This is a genomic window from Rhodoferax saidenbachensis, from assembly GCF_031457975.1.
Classification (GTDB): domain Bacteria; phylum Pseudomonadota; class Gammaproteobacteria; order Burkholderiales; family Burkholderiaceae_C; genus Allorhodoferax; species Allorhodoferax saidenbachensis_A.
On record NZ_JAVDXO010000011.1, the window covers coordinates 43,188 to 65,982 of the forward strand.

Sequence of the window (22,795 nt, forward strand, 5' to 3'; positions counted from 1 at the left end):
ATGCGCCAGCAGCTCCTGAAACCATAGCAAAGATCTCACTTTGACTATGCGTGGCCTGGCTTTGGTGGTGTGGTGGGGGCTGTCCGTGGGACAGGCCTGTGCGGGGGCCAACCACGCACAGGCTAGCTACCGGGCATTGGAGAAGATGCCCGAGGTGGCCCACGCCCCCCGGGTCAGCGCCGAGCCGCTGGATGCATTCCTCAGGGCCGAAGAAAAAACCCTGGAGGCCCTGCTGGCCAGCCACGAGGCCTGGGCCATGGCCTCGTTGGAAAACTACCCAGCGCGCCCGGAAGCACTGGCCTTTGTGGCCAACCCGACTCGCAATGAAGAAACCCGGCGCCAAGCCTTTTTGACCGCTTTGCGCGTTGCCCCCAATAGCAAATGGGCGCTGTATGTGCAGCCGGACGCCCAGGACGCTCCGATCACCAGCGGCCTGCTGGCCTGGACCGACATCAGCCCCTTGCCCGCCAGCAGCCTGCCCCAGGCCAGCACGCGGCAGTTTTTACCCCTGCGCCCCGGCGAGCTGGTGAGCGCGCTTACCGTGGTGGCCACCGCCACCGACGAACCGGACTACGGCCTGGACGCTTTTCTGTGGGAAGACAGCCCCGGCCCCTGGGGCCGCCAGTACGGGCTGGGACCGCAGCCCTTTGGCAACCCTGCCCTGGTGGCCGACTCTCAAGCGCCCTTCAATAGGGGCTTCTTCTTTGAGGACCGCATGCTGCTGGGCGTGGCGCCCTGGGCCAAGCGCTCGCTGGTGCTGTCGCGCTTCTACCAGTACTCCAGCCTGGCATCGCTGGCGTTTCGCACGGGGCACGACTACTGGGGTTGGCGCTTCGCCGGCCTGGCGCTGCACTATGTGCAGGCCCTGACCCAGCCCTACCACGCCAGCCTGGCGCCCGGCGAATCTACGACCAAGCTGCTGGGCTTCTACGCCTTGGCCCGCATGGGCCTGCCGCGCCTGCGCAACGAGCAGATCCGCCTGATTGGCAACCGCCGCGTGGCGCTAGACCTGGTGCAGGCCGAGTGGCTCGAATCGGCCGACAAGGCCCTGCAGGCCAGTGACAAGGACCGCAACTACCCGGAATGGAACGACCGCTACGTACGCGACGTGGTGGCCGCCCAGTCGGCCGCGGCCGGCAATCGGGCCCAGGCTGTCTTGCTAGCCTCTCTTCCGCCAGAATGGGTGTCTGACCCGCAAGTCGATTTGCAATCACCCGAGCGCACCCTGGCTCTTCTGGAAGACACCCTGCGCAACGAACCCGCCAAGCGGGCCCGGCTGCAGGCGCTGCTGGCGGAATGGATGGGTAATTTTGGTGCGCACAGCCGCAACGCCTTACGGGCTATTGTCAAATCCGGCAACCTGTATTAAAGCAATTACTGTTATATTGCACTGCAACATTTAAGAGGTCTCCCCATGCTGTACCAGCTCTACGAAACCCAACGCTCCCTGATGGAGCCGTTTTCTGACCTGGCTCTGGCAGCGGCCAAGCTCTACAGCAACCCGCTGTCCGTCGTTGGACAAAACCCCTTTGCACAGCGCCTGTCGGCCGGCTACGACCTGATGCACCGCCTGGGCAAGGACTACGAAAAGCCAGAATTCGGCCTGCGCACCATTGATGTGGACGGCGTGGACGTGGCCATCCACGAGCGCGTGGAAGTCACCAAGCCGTTTTGCGAGCTGCGCCGCTTCAAGCGCTTCACCGACGACACCAAGACCCTGGACAAGATCAAGGGCCAGCCCGTGGTGCTGATCGTGGCGCCCCTGTCGGGCCACTACGCCACGCTGCTGCGCGACACTGTCAAAACCATGCTGAAGGACCACAAGGTCTACATCACCGACTGGAAAAACGCCCGTCTGGTGCCGCTGGCAGACGGCACCTTCCACCTGGACGACTATGTGAACTACGTGCAGGAGTTCATCCGCCACGTGCAGGGCAAGTACGGCAACTGCCATGTGATGAGCGTGTGCCAGCCCACCGTGCCCGTATTGGCAGCCGTGTCGCTGATGGCCAGCCGGGGCGAAACCACGCCGCTGACCATGACCATGATGGGCGGCCCCATCGACGCCCGCAAGTCGCCTACCGCGGTGAACAACCTGGCCATGAACAAGAGCCACAGCTGGTTCGAGAACAACGTGATCTACCGCGTGCCCACCAATTTTCCGGGCTCCGGGCGCCGCGTTTACCCTGGCTTCCTGCAGCACAGCGGCTTTGTGGCCATGAATCCCGACCACCACGCCAAGAGCCACTACGACTACTTCAAGGATCTGATCAAGGGTGACGACGCCAGCACCGAAGCCCACCGCAAGTTCTACGACGAGTACAACGCCGTGCTGGACATGGACGCCGACTACTACCTGGAGACCATCAAGGTGGTGTTCCAGGAATTCAGCCTGGTCAACGGCACCTGGGATGTGAAAAACCCTCAGGGCAAGCTGGAGCGCGTGAAACCCGCCGACATCAAGACTACCGCCCTGATGTCAGTGGAAGGCGAGCTGGATGACATCTCCGGCGCCGGCCAGACCGAGGCCGTGCACGACATCTGCAGCGGCGTGCCCAAGAGCCAGCAGCGCCACTTTGAGGCCAAGGGCGCTGGCCACTACGGCATTTTCTCGGGCCGCCGCTGGCGCGAGCATGTGTACCCGCAGGTCAAGGCTTTTATCAAGGCACACCCCCTACCGGTGGCGAAGGCATCCCCTGCTGCCACACCGGCTCCTGCAGAAGCAACCCAGCCCGCCGCCAAGCCCGTTGCAGCTAAAAAAGTGGCTGCAGCCCCCGTCAAATCTGCGCCAGCAGCTCCTAAAAAGGTAGCAGCCAAGCGCAGCACCAAAACCAAGTGACCGCCGGCACCACCGCTGCACCAGCCCTGGTGCAGCGCCTGCTGGATGCCCTGCCCCAGACCCAGTGCACCCGCTGCGGCTACCCCGACTGCGCGGGCTACGCCCAAGCTGTGGCCGCGGGTGAGGCGGGTATCAACCAATGTCCGCCCGGCGGCGCCGAAGGCATCCGCCGCTTGGCCGCCCTCACCGGCCAACCCATCGTTCCTCTGGACCCCGCGTTTGGCGTCGAGGGCCCGCGCAGCGTGGTGTTCATCGACGAAAACTGGTGCATAGGCTGCACGCTGTGCATCGCCGCCTGCCCTACCGACGCCATCATTGGCAGCAACAAGCGCATGCACACGGTGCAAGAGCAACACTGCACCGGCTGCGAACTGTGCCTGCCCGTGTGCCCGGTGGACTGCATCCTGCTGGAAAACGTGAGCGGCACCCAAACCGGCTGGAACGCCTGGTCGCAACCCCTGGCCGACCATGCCCGTACGCGCTACAGCGCCAGCCAGACCCGCCGCACGCGTGAAGAAGCCGAACAGGCCCAGCGCCTGCAAGACAAAGCTGAAATGAAACTGGCGGACCTGCCCGCCCATTCCCAGCACACCGACCCGGCCGTGCTGGACAAAAAACGTGCGGTCATTGAAGCGGCCCTGGCGCGTGCCCGCGCCAAGCAGACGCCCAAGCCCTCTTAGGTCGTCACCAGGTTTTTGTAGACCCCGCAGCCCACATATACGTCGTCCACCTGCTGGACATACGAGAGCTTGGTCTGCACCTTGCCCGTGGCGGGGTTGGTGATTTCGTACTCCACCCAACCGGGGTCCTGGCTGGCTTGGCGGATGATGGAAGCGATCAATGCATCGCCATCGATACCCGCCACATCCTGCACCCGCGTGCCCACCTTGGCAGGGTTGCCACCAAAGGCCAGGTAGGTGCCTTTGGCGTCCAGCACAAAGACATACATGTCGCGGTCGAACAGGCCGCTTTCCTTGGGCGTGACTTGGCGCACAAACGCATCGCGCGAACCGCTGCGCTGGCGCAGCGCAATGGCGCGGTCCACCAATTCATGCGCCTCGTCCGTCGTACCCTGCTGCAGCTTGAACACATCCACCGCCTGGGACAGCGTAGAGGCGCGCACCTGCAAGTCGGTGGACTGCGCGACCGCACGCTCCACCATGGTCGCGTTCTGCTGCGTGATCTCGTCCAGCTGGCGCACCGCCGCCGTGATTTCCGCCAGGCTGGAGCTCTGCTCGACGCTGGAGGCCGATATCTGCGACATATTGGCCGCCACCCCGCGCACGCCCTCCACGATGCGGTTGATGTTCTCGCCCGCCGCACGAATCTGCGCCACGCCTGTGGCCACCTGCGCGCTGGACGAGGTGATGAGCTTGCGAATTTCCTTGGCCGATTCGGCCGAGCGCCCGGCCAGCGAGCGCACCTCGGAGGCCACCACAGCAAAGCCACGGCCCGACTCACCGGCCCGCGCGGCTTCCACCGCGGCGTTCAGCGCCAGGATGTTGGTCTGGAAGGCCAGGCCGTCAATCACACCCACGATTTCATCCATGCGCTTAGTGCTGGCTTCGATGGCTTCCACCGAGGCAATGGCCTGCACCATGCCCCGCGCGCCCTCTTCGGCCGTCTCACGCACGCGCTGGGTGGTGCTGTCGGACTGTTGCGCTACCTGGGCGTTGCCATCCACCGTGGACGACAACTCCTCCACGCTGGCCGCAGTTTGCTCCAGGTTGGCGGCCTGCTGCTCGGTGCGGCCCGAAAGCGCCTCGTTGCCGCGTACCAGGCTCTCGCCCGCATGCGACACGAGTGCCGCATTGCTGCGCACACTGGCCACCATGACTGACACATTGGTCACCATGGCCTGCAGGGCAACTGCCATCTGGGACAGTTCGTCCTTGCCCAACACCTTTGCCTTGTGGCGCAGGTTGCCGTTGGCGGTCTGCGTCATGAACTCCAGCACTTCTTTCAAATCTGCCGCAAAGCTCATGTTGAACGCCAGCGTGAAATACACCACCAGCAGCACAGCCACACCACTGCCCAGTGCCGTCATCCAGAGCATGCGAGTCACAGCGTCCAGCCGGGCCTGCAACTGCTCCTGCAAGCCGGTAATCGCCGAACGCTGGAATTTGGCGACCTCACCAATCGTCTGCGTGCCAGCGGCAAAATAGGTTTGCGAATCGCTCAGAGCCGCACCAGCTGCAAAGCGCTCACGCGTCACGCGCGTAAATTCAGTCGTAGCCGTCTGGGCCTGCGTGGCAGTGGGGTCTTTGTAGTTGAACTTGGCCATCAGGCCCTGCGAATACTGGGCATCGCGCACCCAAACGTCCAATGCGTCCACCTGCGCGCGCACGCGTGCAGCGCCCGCCTCATCCAGCGTGGGCTGACTCAGCAGCCCTGACCCCAAGCCGCGCAGTTGTCCCACCTTTTCGGTCCAGGGGATCACACGCGACACCACCGTATCCATCAGCAAATAGGTCAGCGGATCGGGGTCGTACAGCAGGCTGGAGCTGTCGGCCACGCCGTAGACAAAGCGCCCCAGGTCTTCAATCAGGGCGGTGTGTATGGCAAAGCTCTCGGGAGCACCCTTGCCCTCCAGCGCGGGCACCAGGCCGTCAATGCGACTGCGCAACTCGGGCCATGCGGTGGGGGCATCAAAGGTGGTGATGGCGCCCAGCTTTTTGTCCAGGCTGTCGCGCGCGGCGCGCAAGGCTTCGCGGGTCTTCTCGCGCCCGGCCTGAACACCGGTATTGCCCGCCAACACCATGTTGGACTGACCGCGGTGGATTTGTATCTGACGAACCAGCTCACTGGTGCCGTCCACCACCACAATACCTTCCAGTTCGGCGCGGGCAATCTCCATGTCGCCGACCTCGCGCGCAAGGAGCTGCCAGACGATCAAGAGCATGGGCAGCAGCAAGACAGCCGAGAGCGCCCCCAGCTTGGTACCAAAGCGCATATTGCGCATCACCCACATGCCTGCCGAAAAAACCTTACCCAGCTTCATTTATTTTGTCTCCTGAACCGCATTCCCTGATTCAACCACCGCAAGCTGACTGTAAACCTACCGAAAGCGGCGTAAATCCTCAGAAACCAGCAAGAAACCAGGCCAAATGCCTGCCGAAACGGCCTTCAGTCGGTCAAGGCGGCCACAACGTCCGGCGGCGCCTGCACCAATTCAATCAACACCCCCTCCCCTGCAATCGGGAACTCGTCATTGCTTTTGGGGTGCAAAAAGCAGATATCGAAGCCCGCAGCGCCTTTGCGGATACCACCTGGCGCAAAGCGCACGCCCTTGGCAGTCAACCACTCCACGGCGCGCGGCAGGTCGTCAATCCACAGGCCCACGTGGTTCAGCGGCGTGGTGTGCACAGCTGGCTTTTTGTCGGGGTCCAGCGGTTGCATCAGGTCCACCTCCACCTTGTAGGGGCCGGTGCCCATGGCGCAGATGTCCTCGTCCACGTTCTCTTTTTCGCTCTTGAACGTGCCGGTGACTTCCAGGCCCAGCATCTCCACCCACAGCGTTTGCAGGCGTTTTTTGTCGGGGCCGCCAATGGCGATTTGCTGGATGCCCAGCACCTTAAAGGGCCTCGTGTTCTGGCTCATACAAACTCCACAATCGCCTGGTCCACGCTCAGGCTCTCGCCCTTGGCGGCCAGCACCTTGCCCACCACGCCGTCGGCCGCGGCAAACAGCACGTTCTCCATCTTCATCGCTTCGATCACGGCCACGCGTTCACCCGCCTGCACCTTCTGGCCGGGCACCACGGCCACATCCACCAGCAGGCCTGGCATGGGCGAGAGCACGTAGCGGCTCATGTCGGGTGGTGCTTTGTGCGGCATCATCTTGTGCAGCTCCGCCATGCGTGGCGAGATCACCAGCACGTCGATGCGGGTGCCGTCATGCTGCACACGCAGGGCCAACGGGTTCTTGGGTGTGCCACGTTCAATCTGCGCAATGAACGGCTTGCCATTCACCGTGCCGTTGATGGCGATGTCGTTCAGGCGCGATTTGCTGCGAATCACATAGCTATTTCCCCCCACCAGCACCCGGGCAGAGCCGGTTTCGCCTTCAAACTCGTCCACATGCACCGCGGTGTAAGCGTTCTGGCCGTCGGCGGCCAGGGTGACCACCACATAGTCCTTGCCCGCATTCACCGCATAGCCCGGCAGCTGGCCCGTCAGGCCGGTGGCGCGCTCGCGCGACTTGCGGCGCACAAAGGCGGCCAGCGCCACCAGAAAATTCGCGTCATCATGCGGCACGTCCTCAGCATGGAAGCCCTTGCCGTAGTTCTCGGCAATAAAGCCGGTGTTGAAATCGCCCGCCACAAACTTGGGGTGCGCCAACAGCGCCGCCTGGAACGGGATGTTGCTGCTGATGCCGCGGATCACAAAGCCGTTCAAGGCTTCGCGCATCTTGGCAATCGCTTCATGGCGGTCCTTGCCGTGCACGATGAGCTTGGCGATCATCGAGTCGTAAAACATCGGAATCTCGCCACCATCCTGCACGCCGGTGTCCACGCGCACGCCCAACAGGTGGTCTGTGTTGCCCTGCCACATGGTCTGCTCTGGGGGCGCAAAGCGCACCAGGCGACCGGTGGATGGCAAAAAGTTGCGGAACGGGTCTTCGGCGTTGATACGGCACTCGATGGCCCAGCCATTGCGCTGCACATCTTGTTGTTCCAGCGGCAGCTTTTCTCCGGCAGCAACGCGAATCATCAGCTCCACCAGGTCCAGCCCGGTGATGACTTCGGTCACCGGGTGCTCCACCTGCAGGCGGGTGTTCATTTCCAAAAAGTAGAAGCTCTGGTCCTTGCCGACCACAAACTCCACCGTGCCTGCACTCTGGTATTTCACGGCCTTGGCCAGTGCCACGGCTTGCTCGCCCATCGCCTTGCGGGTTGCATCGCTGATGAAGGGGCTTGGCGCCTCTTCAATGACCTTCTGGTGGCGGCGCTGGATCGAGCATTCACGCTCGTTCAGGTAAATCACATTGCCATGGCTGTCGCCAATCAACTGGATTTCGATGTGGCGTGGCTCTTCCACAAACTTCTCGATAAACACCCGGTCATCGCCAAAGCTGTTGCGCGCTTCGTTGCGGCAGGAGGTAAAACCTTCCAGCGCTTCCTTGTCGTTGAAGGCCACGCGCAGCCCCTTGCCACCGCCGCCAGCCGATGCTTTGATCATCACCGGGTAGCCAATGCCCTCGGCAATCTCCACGGCTTTCTCGGCGGTTTCAATCGCGTCGTTGACGCCGGGGATGCAGTTCACCCCCGCCTTGCCCGCCAGCTTCTTGGATTCGATCTTGTCGCCCATGGCGCCAATCGAATAGTGCTTCGGGCCAATGAAAACAATGCCCTCTTCTTCGCAGCGTTTGGAGAACTCAGCGTTCTCACTCAAAAAGCCATAGCCGGGGTGCACCGCTTGTGCACCGGTTTGTTTGCAGGCGGCAATGATTTTGTCGCCCAGCAGATAGCTCTCGCGGCTGGGTGCGGGGCCAATGTGGACGGCCTCGTCGGCCAGCGCCACGTGGCGCGCTTCCTTGTCGGCGTCGGAATACACGGCCACGGTTTTGATACCCATCTTGCGGGCAGTCGCAATCACGCGGCAGGCGATTTCGCCGCGGTTGGCGATCAGGATTTTGGTGAACATTCGCAGTCTCCTATTCGGGAATCAGTTTTTGTGCTTTGCGCAGCGGCGTGAAGTGCCACCAGGGAAGGGCTGGGCCGCCATTCATAAAGTCTTTAGCGGCCAGAAAGGTGTCGAGAACGCAGGGGTCATGCCGCGCCCCCATGGGCGTGCGCAGCGCCTCGTACGTCGCGATCGGGTCCATCGCGGCCACATCGGCCGGCGTGTGCACGCCCAGGCCGCGCAGGTCTGCGGCAATGGATTTACCAATGTTGGGGATGTCGGTCAGCACGCGGGCTTGCGATGCGTCGGTGGTTTTAGGCATGGCGGGCAACCTCCAGCGGACCTTGCAGCAGCGCCTGCACAAAGCGCTGCGGGTCTTCCAGATCAGGGAAGTGACCGCAGTTGTCCAACACCACCACTTGCGCGTGCGGCACATCGTGCAGGATGGCGCGGGGTTCCGTGAACTTGTGAGAGCGGTCTTGCGTGCCCCACAGCACAGTGCACGGCACACCATGCAGGCGCGCAGCGTCCCCGGGTTCACGCAGCAGGCCCTGCACCACACCGGCCAGGCTGAAGCAGCCACCACAGCGCAGCGCACGGTGCGACACGCTGCGGAATGGCTCTGCATTCGTCGTCTTGGGCAGTGCAATGCGGTACCAGGCCGTGGCCATCTTCTGGCGGAACACACGGCTCAGCAGTTGCCCCAGCAGCGGCAGCTTCAGCACCTTGGGCACCACGCGATCGGTCCAGCGGTGCATGGCCGCAAGCGACGGCGTTTGCGACAGCACCAGCCGCTCCACGCGCTGTGGCGCCATCTGCGCCACGCGGATGGCGTAGAAACCGTTGGCACAGCTCAGCGCCAGCGTGGCCTTGGCCACACCCAGCTGGTCCATCAACTCCAACATGGCTTTGGCGCCGCGCTGCAGGCTATGGTCGTAAGTGCTTCCGGGCGCCGAGAAGCCAAAGCCCGGCATGTCGAAACACAGCACGCGGTAGTGCTGCGTCAGTAACGCAATCACCGCTGCGTAGTGCTCGATCACATTGGGCCCGTCGGGCGACAGCACGAGGCAGGGCTTGTCGCCCCCCGAGTCGAACACGCGGATGGCCGCTTGCGTGGTGTCCACCCAGCGCACGGGCAAGCCTGCGGGCGGCGCCAGGCGCGCACGCTGCACCGCACCGGCGCTCAGCCGTGCGTCCAACCAGGCACTCCAGTTCGCCATGCTTTGGCGCCTCAGAGCGGGATGTTTCCGTGCTTGCGCCACGGGTTTTCCAGCTTCTTGTCCTTGAGCATCACCAGGCTGCGGCAGATGCGCTTGCGGGTTTCGTGCGGCAGGATCACGTCGTCGATAAAGCCACGGGCGCCGGCCACAAACGGGTTGGCAAAGCGGGCCTTGTATTCGGCCTCTTTGGCGGCCAGCTTGGCGGGGTCGCCCTTGTCTTCGCGGAAGATGATTTCCACTGCGCCCTTGGCGCCCATCACGGCGATCTCAGCGTTGGGCCAGGCGAAGTTCACGTCGCCCCGCAGGTGCTTGGACGCCATCACGTCGTACGCACCGCCGTAGGCCTTGCGCGTGATGACCGTGATCTTGGGCACGGTGCACTCGGCATAGGCATAGAGCAGCTTGGCGCCGTGCTTGATGATGCCGCCGTACTCTTGCGATGTACCGGGCATGAAGCCGGGCACGTCAACAAAGGTGATCACCGGGATATTGAACGCATCGCAGAAGCGCACAAAGCGCGCGGCCTTGATGGAACTCTTGATGTCCAGGCAGCCGGCCAGCACCAACGGCTGGTTGGCGACGATGCCCACCGTCTGGCCGTCCATGCGGGCAAAGCCGATCAGGATGTTCTTGGCGTACTCGGGCTGCAGCTCAAAGAAGTCGCCATCGTCCACGGTTTTGACGATCAGCTCCTTCATGTCATAGGCCTTGTTGGCGTTCTCGGGCACCAGGGTGTCCAGGCTCGCGTCCATGCGGTCGAGCGGGTCGCCGCTCTTGCGCACCGGGGCTTTCTCGCGGTTGTTCAGCGGCAGGTAGTTGTAGAGGCGGCGCAGCATCAGCAGCGCCTCCACGTCATTCTCAAACGCCAAGTCGGCCACGCCACTCTTGGTGGTGTGGGTGATCGCGCCGCCCAGCTCTTCGGCCGTCACTTCTTCGTGCGTCACCGTCTTCACCACCTCGGGGCCGGTGACGAACATGTAGCTGGAGTCTTTCACCATAAAGATGAAGTCCGTCATCGCTGGCGAATACACCGCGCCGCCAGCACTTGGCCCCATGATCATGCTGATCTGAGGAATCACGCCGCTGGCCATCACATTGCGCTGGAACACATCGGCATAGCCACCCAGGGACGCCACACCCTCCTGAATGCGCGCGCCGCCCGAATCGTTCAGGCCAATCACCGGCGCACCGACCTTCATCGCCTGGTCCATCACCTTGCAGATCTTCTCGGCGTGCGCCTCGCTCAACGCGCCGCCAAACACCGTGAAATCCTGGCTGAACACAAACACCAGGCGGCCATTGATCATGCCGTAGCCGGTGACCACGCCGTCGCCGGGAATCTTCTGGTCCTGCATGCCGAAGTCCACACAGCGGTGCTCGACAAACATGTCCCACTCTTCAAACGTGCCTTCGTCCAGCAGGATCTCCAGCCGCTCGCGCGCAGTGAGCTTGCCTTTTTTGTGCTGGGCGGCGATGCGCTTTTCGCCGCCGCCCTGGCGCGCGAGTTCGCGCTTGGCTTCGAGTTGTTCAAGAATGGCTTGCATGAAAAATCCTTCTCGTCTGAAACTGGTGTTTGCTATCTATTTAGGAGCTGCTGGCGCAATGAATTCAAGGGCTGAGAGCAGATTTCGCGCTGCAGTGCTGGCTGCCAGCTCTCCTGCCTGCACTGCCGCTGTCAGCCGGGGCAAGGCTTCGCGCACCGCCGGGTTGTGCTTGAACGCATGCTTGAGCCCCGCGTCAATGCGCTCCCACATCCAGGCCAGGGACTGGTTCTGGCGGCGGGTGTTAAAAAATCCATTGGCCGTTTGCAGGGTCTTGAATTCGCTCACCGCGGCCCAGAAGGCGTCCACACCCGTGCCATGCAAGGCACTGAGCGACATCACTTTCGGCTGCCAATGCTTGTCGCTGTGGGGATCGTTCGGGTTGCCATGCATGCCCAACAGCCGCAGGCTGGAGGTGATCATGGCCTGCGCGCGTGTGGCCGCATCGGCGTCAATGTCCGCCTTGTTGATCACCACCAGATCCGCAAGCTCCATCACGCCCTTCTTGATCGCCTGCAAATCATCGCCCGCATTGGGCAGCTGCATCAGCACAAACATGTCCGTCATGCCCTGCACCGCCGTCTCGCTCTGGCCCACGCCCACGGTTTCCACAATCACGATGTCGTAGCCCGCAGCCTCGCAGACCAGCATGGCCTCACGCGTCTTCTCGGCCACGCCACCCAGTGTGCCGCTGCTTGGGCTGGGGCGGATAAACGCTTTCTCGTGCATGGAAAGCTTTTCCATGCGCGTCTTGTCCCCCAGGATGGAGCCGCCGGAGACGCTGGAAGACGGGTCGATAGTGAGCACCGCCACGCGGTGGCCTTGGTCTATCAGGTACAGGCCCAGCGCTTCGATGAAGGTGGATTTGCCCACGCCTGGCACGCCGCTGATGCCCAGGCGCAGTGACTTGCCGGTGTGCGGCAAGAGCGCAGTCAGCAGTACATCGCCCTGCGCGCGGTGGTCCGCCCGCGTGGACTCTAGCAGCGTGATGGCTTTGGCAATGGCACGGCGTTGCGTGAGGGACTCGCCCCCCAGCAATCCGACCTGAACCGATTCAGGGGTCACCCGAGGGCCTTTTCAATCTGGCTGAGAACGTCACCCGCAGACACCGGGATTGGCGTGCCCGGGCCGTAGATGCCCTTGACGCCTGCGGCGTACAAAAAGTCATAGTCTTGCCGCGGGATCACGCCGCCGACGAAGACGATGATGTCGTCGGCGCCCTGCTTTTTCAGCTCGGCAATGATGGCGGGCACCAGGGTTTTGTGGCCGGCGGCCAGGGTGGACACGCCAACCGCGTGCACGTCGTTTTCAATCGCCTGGCGGGCGCATTCTTCGGGGGTCTGGAACAGCGGGCCCATGTCCACATCAAAACCCAGGTCGGCAAACGCCGTGGCCACCACCTTGGCGCCGCGGTCGTGGCCGTCCTGGCCCAGCTTGCTGATCATCACGCGCGGGCGGCGGCCCTGCTTCTCGGCAAAGCTGGCGATGTCGGCTTTCAGCGTGTTCCAGTACTCCATGGTGTCTCCATTGGCGCTGTCGTAAGCCGCAGCGTACACGCCGCTGACCTTGTTGGTATCGGCACGGTGGCGGCCAAAGGCCTTCTCCAGCGCGTCACTCACCTCGCCCACCGTGGCGCGCAGGCGCATCGCCTGGATGCTCAGGTCCAGCAGGTTACCCGTGCCAGATTCCGCTGCAGAAGTGATAGCAGCCAGCGCAGCGTCTACGCGGGCTGCATCGCGTTTTGATCGAATTTCCTTGAGGCGGGCCACTTGCGACTCGCGCACCGCCACGTTGTCAATGTCGCGCGCTTCGACCACGTCTTCGCTTTTCAGCTTGTACTTGTTGACGCCCACAATCACGTCCTGCCCGCTGTCGATGCGCGCCTGCTTGTCGGCGGCGGCGGCTTCGATCTTCAGCTTGGCCCAGCCGCTGTCTACCGCCTTGGTCATGCCGCCCATGGCTTCCACTTCTTCGATGATGGTCCACGCGGCGTCGGCCATGTCTTGCGTCAGCTTTTCCATCATGTAGCTGCCCGCCCAGGGGTCGATCACATTGGTGATGTGGGTCTCTTCCTGAATGATGAGCTGGGTGTTGCGCGCAATGCGGCTGGAGAACTCGGTGGGCAGCGCAATGGCTTCGTCCAGTGCGTTAGTGTGCAGGCTCTGCGTGCCGCCAAACACCGCGGCCATCGCCTCAATCGTCGTGCGCACCACGTTGTTGTACGGGTCCTGCTCGGTCAGGCTCCAGCCGCTGGTCTGGCAGTGCGTGCGCAGCATCAGGCTCTTGGGGTTCTTGGCGTCAAAGCCCTTCATGATGCGGCACCACAGCAACCGCGCCGCGCGCATCTTGGCAACCTCTAAATAGAAGTTCATGCCAATCGCCCAGAAGAAACTCAGGCGCCCGGCAAAGTCGTCCACGTCCAGCCCGGTGGCAATGGCGGTCTTCACATACTCCTTGCCGTCGGCCAGCGTAAAGGCCAATTCGAGGGCCTGGTTCGCGCCCGCCTCCTGCATGTGGTAACCGGAGATGCTGATCGAGTTGAACTTGGGCATGTTCTTGGCCGTGTAGCCAATGATGTCGCCGATGATGCGCATGCTGGGCGCGGGCGGGTAGATGTAGGTGTTGCGCACCATGAACTCTTTCAGAATGTCGTTCTGAATCGTTCCCGAGAGCTGGTCTTGCGACACGCCCTGCTCTTCAGCCGCCACCACATAGCCCGCCAACACCGGCAACACCGCGCCGTTCATCGTCATCGAGACCGATACCTTGTCCAGCGGAATCTGGTCGAACAGGATCTTCATGTCCTCGACCGAATCAATCGCCACACCGGCCTTACCCACATCACCCGTCACACGCGGGTGGTCGGAGTCATAGCCGCGGTGCGTGGCCAGATCGAACGCCACCGATACGCCCTGCCCGCCTGCGGCCAGCGCCTTGCGGTAGAACGCATTGGATTCTTCGGCGGTGGAGAAGCCCGCGTACTGGCGAATCGTCCAGGGGCGCACGGCGTACATTGTGGCCTGCGGGCCGCGCAGGTAGGGCTCAAACCCGGGCAGCGTGTCGGCGTGCTTCAAATCCGCCGTGTCTGCCGCCGTATACAAGGGCTTGACCGCGATGCCGTCGGGCGTGATCCAGTTCAGCGCATCCACATTGCCACCGGGCGCAGACTTGGCGGCCGCTTTGGCCCAGGCGTCCAGCGTGGCGGTTTTGAATTCAGGGTTCTGGTCAGTCATGGCGTGGTCCGCGGGTCGTTCATGGGCTCCCCCAAGGTGGAACCGGGAGGGTAATCCCGGCAGCGTTTGGGTGGAAGCGAGTTTACATTATTTATAATTATTGATTCAGAATATTGATGTCAGCTTACAATTCAACCCCATGCCCACCCTGATGCCTGAAACCCGCCCCGCCGTCTCGCTGGCCCCCCGCCCTCTGTATGAGGAAGTGGCCGAGCTGCTGCGCCAGCGCATCTTCAAGCGCGAGCTGGAACCCGGCAGCTGGATTGACGAACTGAAGATTGCTGAAGAATTTGGCATCAGCCGCACGCCGCTGCGCGAGGCGCTCAAGGTACTGGCCACCGAAGGCCTGGTGACCATGAAGGTGCGCCGCGGTGCTTATGTGACCGAGGTGTCGCAGCAAGACCTGGCCGATGTGTACCACCTGCTCAGCCTGCTGGAGAGCGACGCGGCTGGCGTGGTGGCCACCAAGGCCACGGATGCAGAGCTGAAAGAGCTGCAAGCCCTGCACAAGGCGCTCGAGACCGCCGCCACCCCCGCGACGAAAGCCGGCAAGGCCAATACCGACCAGTTCTTCGCGGTGAACGAGCAGTTCCACATGCGCCTGCTGCAGATCGCCAACAACCGCTGGCGCGATCAAATGGTGGCCGACCTGCGCAAGGTGATGAAGCTGAACCGCCACAACTCCCTGCTCAAGACCGGGCGCATTGAAGAGTCACTGGCCGAACACCGCGCCATCATGGAGGCGCTGGCTGCGCGCAATGCCGCGCTAACCGTGCAGCGTGTGCGAGAGCATTTTGCGAATGGGTTGGAGGCGGCGGAATAGCGTTAGGGCTAATGCGCCCGCTACCGCCTGAACCAAATTTTCTTATATTCAGTTCGATATCCGTTGTCAGGATCAAAATTATTGTTTTGCCCCCCATCGAACAGAATCGTCTGCGGGGTTACCAAATGCACCGGAGTGTTGTATCCACTCGGGACGGTCCCGGACATTGCGCGATTGAGCTCATCCACAATTTGCCAACCATGCAAATTCAGTGGCTCTGGCACGGTGCCGGCCTGGAACTGGTATTTGCGGATTCGCTCATATGCAGTGGTAGAGCCATCGCCCGCTGACAGATTCATGGGTTGGAAGCCCGCCGCTTCAAGCGTTGGTTTCATAAAATCAAAATAGACATCATTGATCGCGAGCGTATGGGTCCATTGCGCCCCATATTTCTGCATAAATCCTGCCGTCAGCGATGGCATCAGCTGCGCTGCGTTGGCCATGGGTATGTTCTCAATACCCAGCAACGTACAACCGCGACAGTTCTTCACAATGCGAGCCATAGCATCCGACTTTGCAAGTGCAATGGAATACGTTGAATCCGTCATGATGACAATGCCCGCGTTGCCCCTGGACTCTAAAACTGCATACAAAGCGGTTGCTTCAGCAACGTCTTGGGAATTCGTCGCTACGTTGTAAAAAAGCTCCGACGCACCGGCCGCCGTACCGCTGGAATGCCAACCCACCACTGGGATTTTTTTTCTGTTGGCTTCTTTCAACGCAATGGACTGTTCATTTGCGTCAAAACCACCCAAAACGACGCCATCCACATTGGCCTTCAACGCCTTCTGAAACGCCAGGGTTCTCACTTCAAGGGATCCCTGACCATCCCAAACCTGGCAACGCCACCCAATCACCAGGCATGCTTCATTCACCCCATTAGCGACCCCCGACACTCCCCCATTGCGCAGATCAGCGGCAATGTAGACCACCGTCTTACCCTGATTGGCGAGGGGTCCCGCAGTCGGACCGTCCCACATCTTCTTTCGCGCCAGCGCCCCTAGAACGCGCCGTTCAACATGCCGGGTGTACTGATCTCGGAAAACGCCAATGTTGGTTGACGCTGCATTGGAGGAAGCTTCAGCCTTTGGAAAAGCAGATGCTGTCTGCGCACAGACATACGGCCCCGAAATGCCAAAGATCAAGGAAGCCCATCCCAACAATAGAATTTTTTTTGCAGGCGATTTCATAAGAATCAGTAAAGCCCTCGCTACGAGGAAAAATCAGACCTGAAGGCGAGGCCTTTACGCAGTAAGTGCCAGCCGGGACAACCGAAAGACATTGGCGACTTGTAAGAGGTCCGCCGCTTGTTTGCCGGTACTTGCAGCAGCAGATGCCATTTCTTCCACAAGCGCCGCGTTCTCCTGGGTGAAAGTTTCCATAAACTTGATGGAATCCCATACTTGATTCACATCCCTGTTCTGGCTGGCTCCGCCCGCATGGATCTCTGAGATCAGCGCGTCGAGAGAATCAATGGATTGGGAAATAAGCTGGACGGCCTCGCCCACCTTCGCAATTTGCGCATTGCCTGAATTGACCCGTGAAGTACTGTCGTCGATCAGTACACGTATGCCCTTGGCAGCATCAGCACTCTTGCCAGCCAGAGATCGCACCTCTGAGGCCACAACCGCAAACCCACGCCCGTTCTCTCCTGCCCGGGCGGCTTCCACAGCTGCATTGAGGGCCAATATATTGGTTTGAAACGCGATGGAATCAATCAACCCCGTGATATCGGAGATCTTCTTCGAAGACTCATCAATGCTCGCCATCGTTTTGACCATTTGGTTGGCGATGGCGCGTCCAATTTCGGCTTGCTGGTTTGCCTGCTTGGCCAACACAGTGGCTTCCACTGAGCTCTTGACGTTGCTCGAAACAGTGACCTTGAGATCTTCAATCGAAGACGTCGCCTCTTCGACGGCCGCGGCCTGACTCTCTGTGCGGTTGGACAAGCTCAGATTGCCTTGTGCAATTTCAGCAGATGCCAATGCCACGTGTCCTGCGCCCGTTTGCACCGCCGTCACAATTTCGATCAGCTTCTCCTGCATCAAGCCGACTTCTTGCAAAATTTCAGCCACCTCGTCATGGCCACCAAACGCCACCTTCGAGGTCAAATCACCCGTGCCAATTCGACTGACACAATGCTTGACTTGCAAGAGCCCACGGACCACATACTTCGCTACACGGACACTGGTAAACAGCGAAACCAATAAGCCAAGGAGAAGAATCACTCCCCCTGACAGGTACAGACGTTTAAAACCCTGGTTCAAACCGTCGTGGGCCTGTCGTGCCTCCTCCGCCTGCATATCAATGAGTCGCTGCGACTTGAGATTCAACTGATTCACGACCTCCAGGAACTGGCTCTGCAACATTTCTCTTGCGGCCCCTACATCTCCCTCCGAACGGAGCTTGAGCATCTCTTGTTGTAAATTTCCCCAACCATCGATGAGCGTCTGGTGTGCCTTGAACTCAGGGGCCAGATCCACCGAGATTCCTTCGGCGGTGATGGCGTTCAGATGCTCATTGATCCTCTGTGCCGAACTGGCCAGATCCTTTTGGAATAACCCCAAGACTGTGCTGCCATCCGAAAACCCAATGGCAATGGAGCGCACGGAGTTTTGCCGAATCTCCTTCTCCAGAGCACCCAGTTTTTGGGTCAATGAGTTGGTCTTCAAAAGGCGGGCTGAGGCTTTGGATACCTCCGATATTTCGTAGGCAGTGACTACTGCAAAGGAAAAGAAGAAAAACAGAACCGTGCCGAACGCAAGGGTAAGTCTCTTGGCAATGGACATATGCATGGTTCCAATCCCTTTTACATGTGGATTCGACTACGTCAGGTATTCATGCCCTGAGCCAACAACTAGGCCAGAACATAGGATGTCTTCACCGTGGTGTAGAACTCACGGGCGTAGGCACCTTGCTCTCGGGGGCCGTAACTACTTCCCTTTCGTCCGCCAAATGGCACGTGGTAATCCACACCCGCTGTGGGCAAATTCACCATGACCATGCCGGCCTGTACGTGGCGTTTGAAGTGGGTTGCGTGCTTGAGCGATGTGGTCGCTATGCCTGCCGACAAGCCGAATGGGGTGTCATTGGAAACAGCCAAGGCTTCTTCGTAATCCTTCACACGGATGACGCTGGCCACGGGGCCAAAGATTTCTTCACGATTAATCCGCATGGAATTGGTACTCTCGGCAAAGAGTGCGGGTGCCAGAAAATACCCCTCTGTCGACCTTTGGAGGCGTTCTCCACCCAGCACCAGCCTTGCCCCCTCTGACTTGCCGATGTCGATGTAGGCGAGATCCTGGTCCAGCTGTGCCTGCGACACAACGGGACCGATATCGGTACCGATCTCGCAAGCATCACCGACTTTGATCCGTTCCATTCGCTTCTGCATCGCCTCAATGAAACTGGGATAAATCTTTTCAGTAACAATCAATCGGCTGGACGCAGTGCATCTCTGCCCGGTCGAATAAAAGCTGCTCTGAACGCTAAGTTCCACTGCTTGCGTCAGATCCGCATCGTCCAAAATGACTTGGGGGTTCTTGCCACCCATCTCCAGCTGCACTTTTTTGAGCTTCTGTGCACAAGTCTGCGCAATACGACTCCCCACACCCACAGAGCCTGTAAAGCTGATGGCCGACACACCGGGATGATTGACCAATGCGTCGCCAATGATCCGGCCCGGCCCCATCACCAAATTGAAGACTCCAGCAGGCAATCCGGCGCGGGAAATGATCTCAGCCAGTGCCCAAGCGCAGCCTGGCACTTGGTCTGCTGGTTTCAAGACCACGCAGTTGCCAAACGCCAATGCCGGAGCCACCTTCCACGCGGGGATAGCAATAGGAAAGTTCCAGGGTGTGATCAGCCCGACAACTCCAACAGGCTCTCTCGTGATTTCAACACCTATATGGGGTCGAACCGAGGGGAGCGTCTCGCCAGCCAAACGAAGACACTCCCCGGCAAAGAATTTGAAGATGTGCCCCGCCCTAGTCACTTCTCCAATACCTTCTGGCTTCGTCTTTCCCTCTTCGCGCGCAAGCAGTGTCCCCAACTCTTCCTTGCGAGCCAAAATCTCACTACCGATTTTGTCGAGCGCATCTGAGCGGGCCTGGATACCGCCATGGCTCCACGCAGGGAAAGCGGCAAGGGCTGCGGCGACCGCAATATTCACATCCTCTGCATCCCCTTGGGTGAACTCTCCGATCAGATCGGACAAATTGCTGGGGTTGAGATTCTGGCTTGTCGTGCTTCCCGCAACCCATTCACCATTGATATAGTTTTTAAAGATAGTCATGGAGCTCATCACTGTGTAGTTGTCTCGGTGGTGTTCTGATTTATCGGGTCCAGCGCAGCACCAGAGGATCCAAGCGCTTGGCCGTGTCCAGAAGCCCACGGCGGACCTCCGGGTGCATGGACGGAAATGGATGGCGCGGGGCATCGGAAGCGATGACGCCCCCCGCTTTCATCAAGGCTTTGGCCGTGAGAATGCCCCCCTGGCGGTTTTCATAGTTAATGAGAGGGAGCCAATGCTGGTACGCCTGCGTAGCGGCATCAACATCGCCAGCCGTCCAAGCATCCATGATCTGGCGAATGCCATCTGGAAATGCACCGCCCGTCATGGCCCCTGTGGCGCCTGCATGCAGATCAGGCAGAAGCGTGATTGCCTCCTCTCCATCCCACGGCCCTTCAATTGCCGCCCCACCCAGTCGAATCAACTCACGCAACTTGGATGCAGCGCCTGGAGTCTCAATCTTGAAATAGGCAACGTTTTCAATCTCTCGGGCCATGCGCGCCAAGAACGCCGCAGACAAGGGGGTACCACTCACAGGGGCGTCCTGGATCATGATGGGAATGTCAATGGCGTCGGAAAGACGTGCATAGAACTCATAGATCTGTTCTTCTGGAACACGGATCGTGGCGCCGTGGTACGGCGGCATCACCATCACCATGGCAGCACCGGCGTCTTGGGCACGCTTGCTGCGCTGAGCACAAACCTGCGTACCAAAGTGCGTGGTTGTTACGATGACAGGGATGCGTCCCTTGACATGCTCCAAGATAGTGGATGTCAGCACTTCTCTTTCGGAATCTGACAGTACAAACTGCTCTGAGAAATTGGCCAAAATACAGAGTCCGGTTGACCCCGCATCGATCATGAAATCAACGCATCGTTTTTGACTTTCCAGGTCCAGTTCTCCGGACTCGGTGAAGGTGGTAGGGACGACAGGGTATACACCTCGGTAGCGAGGCGAGGAAGGAGAAATCATCTGCGCCTCAATAGTTTTCATTGACGTTCTTGAACGGGCCAAATTTGGCGCGCTGGTACGCCTTGGGCTGGTCTACGAAATGCTCGGGAATCGCGAAACCTTGTGGGCGCAAAGCCGCATCGGTGTACAGCTTTATGCGGTTGGGATTCTGACCACGCAGGGTGCTGTCATCGTTGATGTATGCCGCAATATCAAGTGCTTGTGCAGGGGTCAGCTGCGGCCTGTCGGCCTGTGTTCCAAAAGGCATGGACGCACGTATGTACCGTGCAAACAGTGGGATGGCAAACATATGCCCTGCGTTGTCATAGGTGTCGCTCCCAGCCAGTGGGGGAAACAGATAACCGCCACCGGTATCAAAATCGGGTTTGCGTTGTCCAGTGGCATCGGCACCATGACAACTCTGGCACTTGCTTGCGTAAAGCACTTTTCCACGTACCGGGTCCGCGGCTCGCCCAATCGGCTTCATGGGCAACAAACCCACACCCACCATGGCACGCTCCGGTTGTGCCTCTGAGTTCAACCATCGCAAGTAGGCCATGATGGCCTGGAACTCTGGCTTGTCTACCGTCATCTTCACCGGTGCGGAACCGAACATGCCCAGTGCACGTTGCTCCAGCGAAATGATTTTTCCAGATTTGGTGTCGAATCGCGGGTAATCGTTCACGGCGTTCACGAGTGCCAGTGCAAACTTTTTAGTCCCAGGTAGCCCGGACGGTCCGGCCTGGTGGCAATTGACGCAGTTCAGGCTGTTCCAGTTCAGGCGTTTGTTTTCGTCAGGCGAGCGGTTGCCCACACGCTGCGACGTATGCAGCATCAGGTCTATACCTTCGCGTATCGCATCGCCCTCCGGGCCTGCCGGAATTTTGGCCGGATCAGGCTCGCGCCAGGGCTGCAGCGGGCGACTGGCATATCTGCTCAGCATGGCCTGTGCGTCTTCGGTAGACAAGGCGTCACCGACCTTGTAGGGGGAAACGTCGTTTGCGTGGGAGACACCCACCGCCAGCAGCAAGGCGCACAGACACAACAATGCTTTGCTCATCGTGCTACTCCGTAATGGTGAAGTGTTCCAGATACTCGGTCTTCAGCGACAAGCCGAGTCCGGGCTTGTTGTCATCCAGTTGCAGGAATCCGTTCTCCGCCGCAGGATCTCCATCAAAGATGTAATAGAACAGCTCGTTGCCGACCTCAACATCAAAGATTGGGAAGTACTCGCTGATCGGGCAGTTCAAACTGCTCATCGTGAGGTGGTAGTTGTGCATTTGCCCAGCGTGTGGGATGACCGGTACGCTGTAGGCTTCGCATAGCGCATTGATCTTGTGCGCCATCGTGATGCCACCTACCCGGTTCGTGTCGTATTGCACGACGGAAACCGCTTTGCGATCCAGCAACTGCTTGAATCCGTACAGGCTGAACTCGTGCTCACCGCCGGAAATCGGAATGCTGGTGAGCTGGTTCAGTTCAGCATACCCATCAATGTCGTCCGCAATGACAGGCTCTTCCAGCCAGCGCGGCTGGTACTTCTCCAGTTTGGGCAGAATTCGCTTGGCATATTCCACATTCCAACCCATATAGCATTCCAGCATCAGGTCGTTGTCATACCCAATGACTTCGCGGACCGCCTCCACTGACTTCAGGTTTTCAACTACGCCCAATTGACCATGGGCGGGACCATAGCCAAAACGCATCTTGAACGCCTTGAAGCCCTGGTCTTTGAACTTCTGCGCTTCAGCTTGCATTTCCTTCAAATCGGTGCGGTACAGCTTGCTGTAGTAACAAGGAATTTTTTCCTTGGTACGGCCTCCCAACAACTTGAAAACGGGCTTGCCTACGGATTTACCCAGGATGTCCCAAATGGCGATATCGATGGCAGAAATAGCCGCCATCCCCACACCTTTGCGCCCCCAAGCCTGCGTCGCGCGGTACATGCGTTGGTTCAGGTACTCGTAGTCCCATGGATCCTGGCCTAAAACGAGTGGGGTGAGGTATTCGTCGATGATGGCCTTGGCGATGCGGGGCGCCAAAGCCACGTTGCCCAAACCCACAATGCCGTCGTCCGTTTCCACTTCCACAACCGTCCAGCAGTGAAAGCGGAATGTGTTCATGGTGTCGGCACCCGCCGCATGCTGGTTGGCCTTGTTGTCGTACACCAGATCCATGGCGTTGGAACAGAAATTTCCTTGAGGAGGAACGGTCTTGCCCTTCCATTCATAAACGCGTGCGCGAACAGATTTGATTTTCATGAGAACCCTGA

Annotated in this window: 18 protein-coding genes; 4 read left to right on the top strand and 14 right to left on the bottom strand. The window is 60.0% G+C overall.

The features are described from left to right. The first annotated feature begins 40 nt into the window (after positions 1-40). Genes J2X15_RS18655 through rsxB form a run of 3 tightly spaced genes read left to right on the top strand, consistent with a single transcriptional unit; the run spans position 41 to position 3,519 of the window. On the top strand, positions 41-1,369 hold the full coding sequence (locus tag J2X15_RS18655; protein WP_310345762.1) for a phospholipase C/P1 nuclease family protein: 1,329 nt from the start codon (positions 41-43) through the stop codon (positions 1,367-1,369). Positions 1,370-1,414: 45 nt separating this feature from the next. After that, on the top strand, positions 1,415-2,839 hold the full coding sequence (locus J2X15_RS18660) for a polyhydroxyalkanoate depolymerase (protein WP_310345764.1): 1,425 nt from the start codon (positions 1,415-1,417) through the stop codon (positions 2,837-2,839). After that, positions 2,836-3,519 (top strand): electron transport complex subunit RsxB, encoded by a 684-nt coding sequence (gene rsxB, locus J2X15_RS18665; protein WP_310345767.1) that lies wholly within the window; start codon positions 2,836-2,838, stop codon positions 3,517-3,519. Before J2X15_RS18660 ends, rsxB begins: the two co-directional genes overlap by 4 nt. Here rsxB and J2X15_RS18670 read toward each other — a convergent pair. From J2X15_RS18670 to scpA, 8 genes are all read right to left on the bottom strand, one after another. Next, on the bottom strand, positions 3,516-5,840 hold the full coding sequence (locus tag J2X15_RS18670; protein ID WP_310345769.1) for a methyl-accepting chemotaxis protein: 2,325 nt from the start codon (positions 5,838-5,840) through the stop codon (positions 3,516-3,518). The genes rsxB and J2X15_RS18670 overlap by 4 nt on opposite strands. Positions 5,841-5,965: 125 nt before the next feature. After that, positions 5,966-6,439, bottom strand: a complete 474-nt coding sequence (locus J2X15_RS18675; RefSeq protein ID WP_310345772.1) for a VOC family protein — start codon at positions 6,437-6,439, stop codon at positions 5,966-5,968. After that, positions 6,436-8,484, bottom strand: coding sequence for an acetyl-CoA carboxylase biotin carboxylase subunit (locus J2X15_RS18680; RefSeq protein WP_310345775.1), 2,049 nt, complete (start codon positions 8,482-8,484; stop codon positions 6,436-6,438). The genes J2X15_RS18675 and J2X15_RS18680 overlap by 4 nt, the downstream gene beginning before the upstream one ends. A gap of 10 nt (positions 8,485-8,494) precedes the next feature. After that, positions 8,495-8,785 carry a helix-hairpin-helix domain-containing protein gene (locus tag J2X15_RS18685; protein ID WP_310345776.1) on the bottom strand — a complete coding sequence of 97 codons (291 nt, stop codon included), beginning with the start codon at positions 8,783-8,785 and terminating at the stop codon, positions 8,495-8,497. Continuing rightward, complete coding sequence (locus J2X15_RS18690) at positions 8,778-9,683, bottom strand: alpha/beta fold hydrolase (protein ID WP_310345778.1); 906 nt, start codon at positions 9,681-9,683, stop codon at positions 8,778-8,780. Before J2X15_RS18690 ends, J2X15_RS18685 begins: the two co-directional genes overlap by 8 nt. Positions 9,684-9,694: 11 nt before the next feature. Continuing rightward, positions 9,695-11,227, bottom strand: coding sequence for an acyl-CoA carboxylase subunit beta (locus J2X15_RS18695; protein ID WP_310345782.1), 1,533 nt, complete (start codon positions 11,225-11,227; stop codon positions 9,695-9,697). Between the two features lie 36 nt (positions 11,228-11,263). Further along, on the bottom strand, positions 11,264-12,289 hold the full coding sequence (gene meaB / locus J2X15_RS18700) for a methylmalonyl Co-A mutase-associated GTPase MeaB (protein ID WP_310345785.1): 1,026 nt from the start codon (positions 12,287-12,289) through the stop codon (positions 11,264-11,266). After that, entirely contained in the window at positions 12,286-14,457 is a 2,172-nt protein-coding gene (scpA, locus tag J2X15_RS18705; RefSeq protein ID WP_310345786.1) for a methylmalonyl-CoA mutase, read from the bottom strand. The genes meaB and scpA overlap by 4 nt, the downstream gene beginning before the upstream one ends. 139 nt (positions 14,458-14,596) lie before the next feature. On the opposite strand from scpA, the gene J2X15_RS18710 reads away from it, so the two are divergent. Further along, positions 14,597-15,280 (top strand): GntR family transcriptional regulator, encoded by a 684-nt coding sequence (locus J2X15_RS18710; RefSeq protein ID WP_310345789.1) that lies wholly within the window; start codon positions 14,597-14,599, stop codon positions 15,278-15,280. Between the two features lie 20 nt (positions 15,281-15,300). On the opposite strand, the gene J2X15_RS18715 is transcribed toward J2X15_RS18710, so the two are convergent. The 6 genes from J2X15_RS18715 to J2X15_RS18740 form a co-directional block, all read right to left on the bottom strand. Further along, positions 15,301-16,470, bottom strand: a complete 1,170-nt coding sequence (locus J2X15_RS18715; RefSeq protein WP_310345790.1) for a substrate-binding domain-containing protein — start codon at positions 16,468-16,470, stop codon at positions 15,301-15,303. Positions 16,471-16,524: 54 nt separating this feature from the next. Then, positions 16,525-18,069: a methyl-accepting chemotaxis protein gene (locus J2X15_RS18720; protein WP_310345792.1), complete on the bottom strand. Its 1,545-nt coding sequence runs from the start codon at positions 18,067-18,069 to the stop codon at positions 16,525-16,527. A gap of 68 nt (positions 18,070-18,137) precedes the next feature. Beyond that, positions 18,138-19,574 carry an aldehyde dehydrogenase family protein gene (locus tag J2X15_RS18725; protein WP_310345794.1) on the bottom strand — a complete coding sequence of 479 codons (1,437 nt, stop codon included), beginning with the start codon at positions 19,572-19,574 and terminating at the stop codon, positions 18,138-18,140. A 40-nt stretch (positions 19,575-19,614) separates the two neighbouring features. Next, positions 19,615-20,565: a dihydrodipicolinate synthase family protein gene (locus tag J2X15_RS18730; RefSeq protein WP_310345796.1), complete on the bottom strand. Its 951-nt coding sequence runs from the start codon at positions 20,563-20,565 to the stop codon at positions 19,615-19,617. After that, the gene (locus tag J2X15_RS18735) at positions 20,552-21,583 is read right to left on the bottom strand and encodes a c-type cytochrome (RefSeq protein ID WP_310345800.1); all 1,032 of its coding nucleotides are present in this window, start codon (positions 21,581-21,583) and stop codon (positions 20,552-20,554) included. The genes J2X15_RS18730 and J2X15_RS18735 overlap by 14 nt, the downstream gene beginning before the upstream one ends. A 4-nt stretch (positions 21,584-21,587) precedes the next feature. Beyond that, a complete protein-coding gene (locus tag J2X15_RS18740; RefSeq protein WP_310345802.1) occupies positions 21,588-22,784 on the bottom strand; it encodes an L-rhamnonate dehydratase in 1,197 nt (398 codons plus the stop codon). Between the last annotated feature and the right edge of the window lie 11 nt (positions 22,785-22,795).

Coding starts and splice junctions, on each gene's coding strand:
- J2X15_RS18660 (WP_310345764.1), top strand. CDS start 1,415: ATGCTGTACCAGCTCTACGAAACCCAACGCTCCCTGATGGAGCCGTTT.
- J2X15_RS18670 (WP_310345769.1), bottom strand. CDS start 5,840: ATGAAGCTGGGTAAGGTTTTTTCGGCAGGCATGTGGGTGATGCGCAAT.
- J2X15_RS18675 (WP_310345772.1), bottom strand. CDS start 6,439: ATGAGCCAGAACACGAGGCCCTTTAAGGTGCTGGGCATCCAGCAAATC.
- J2X15_RS18680 (WP_310345775.1), bottom strand. CDS start 8,484: ATGTTCACCAAAATCCTGATCGCCAACCGCGGCGAAATCGCCTGCCGC.
- J2X15_RS18685 (WP_310345776.1), bottom strand. CDS start 8,785: ATGCCTAAAACCACCGACGCATCGCAAGCCCGCGTGCTGACCGACATC.
- J2X15_RS18690 (WP_310345778.1), bottom strand. CDS start 9,683: ATGGCGAACTGGAGTGCCTGGTTGGACGCACGGCTGAGCGCCGGTGCG.
- J2X15_RS18695 (WP_310345782.1), bottom strand. CDS start 11,227: ATGCAAGCCATTCTTGAACAACTCGAAGCCAAGCGCGAACTCGCGCGC.
- scpA (WP_310345786.1), bottom strand. CDS start 14,457: ATGACTGACCAGAACCCTGAATTCAAAACCGCCACGCTGGACGCCTGG.
- J2X15_RS18710 (WP_310345789.1), top strand. CDS start 14,597: ATGCCCACCCTGATGCCTGAAACCCGCCCCGCCGTCTCGCTGGCCCCC.
- J2X15_RS18715 (WP_310345790.1), bottom strand. CDS start 16,470: ATGAAATCGCCTGCAAAAAAAATTCTATTGTTGGGATGGGCTTCCTTG.
- J2X15_RS18720 (WP_310345792.1), bottom strand. CDS start 18,069: ATGTCCATTGCCAAGAGACTTACCCTTGCGTTCGGCACGGTTCTGTTT.
- J2X15_RS18725 (WP_310345794.1), bottom strand. CDS start 19,574: ATGACTATCTTTAAAAACTATATCAATGGTGAATGGGTTGCGGGAAGC.
- J2X15_RS18730 (WP_310345796.1), bottom strand. CDS start 20,565: ATGAAAACTATTGAGGCGCAGATGATTTCTCCTTCCTCGCCTCGCTAC.
- J2X15_RS18735 (WP_310345800.1), bottom strand. CDS start 21,583: ATGAGCAAAGCATTGTTGTGTCTGTGCGCCTTGCTGCTGGCGGTGGGT.
- J2X15_RS18740 (WP_310345802.1), bottom strand. CDS start 22,784: ATGAAAATCAAATCTGTTCGCGCACGCGTTTATGAATGGAAGGGCAAG.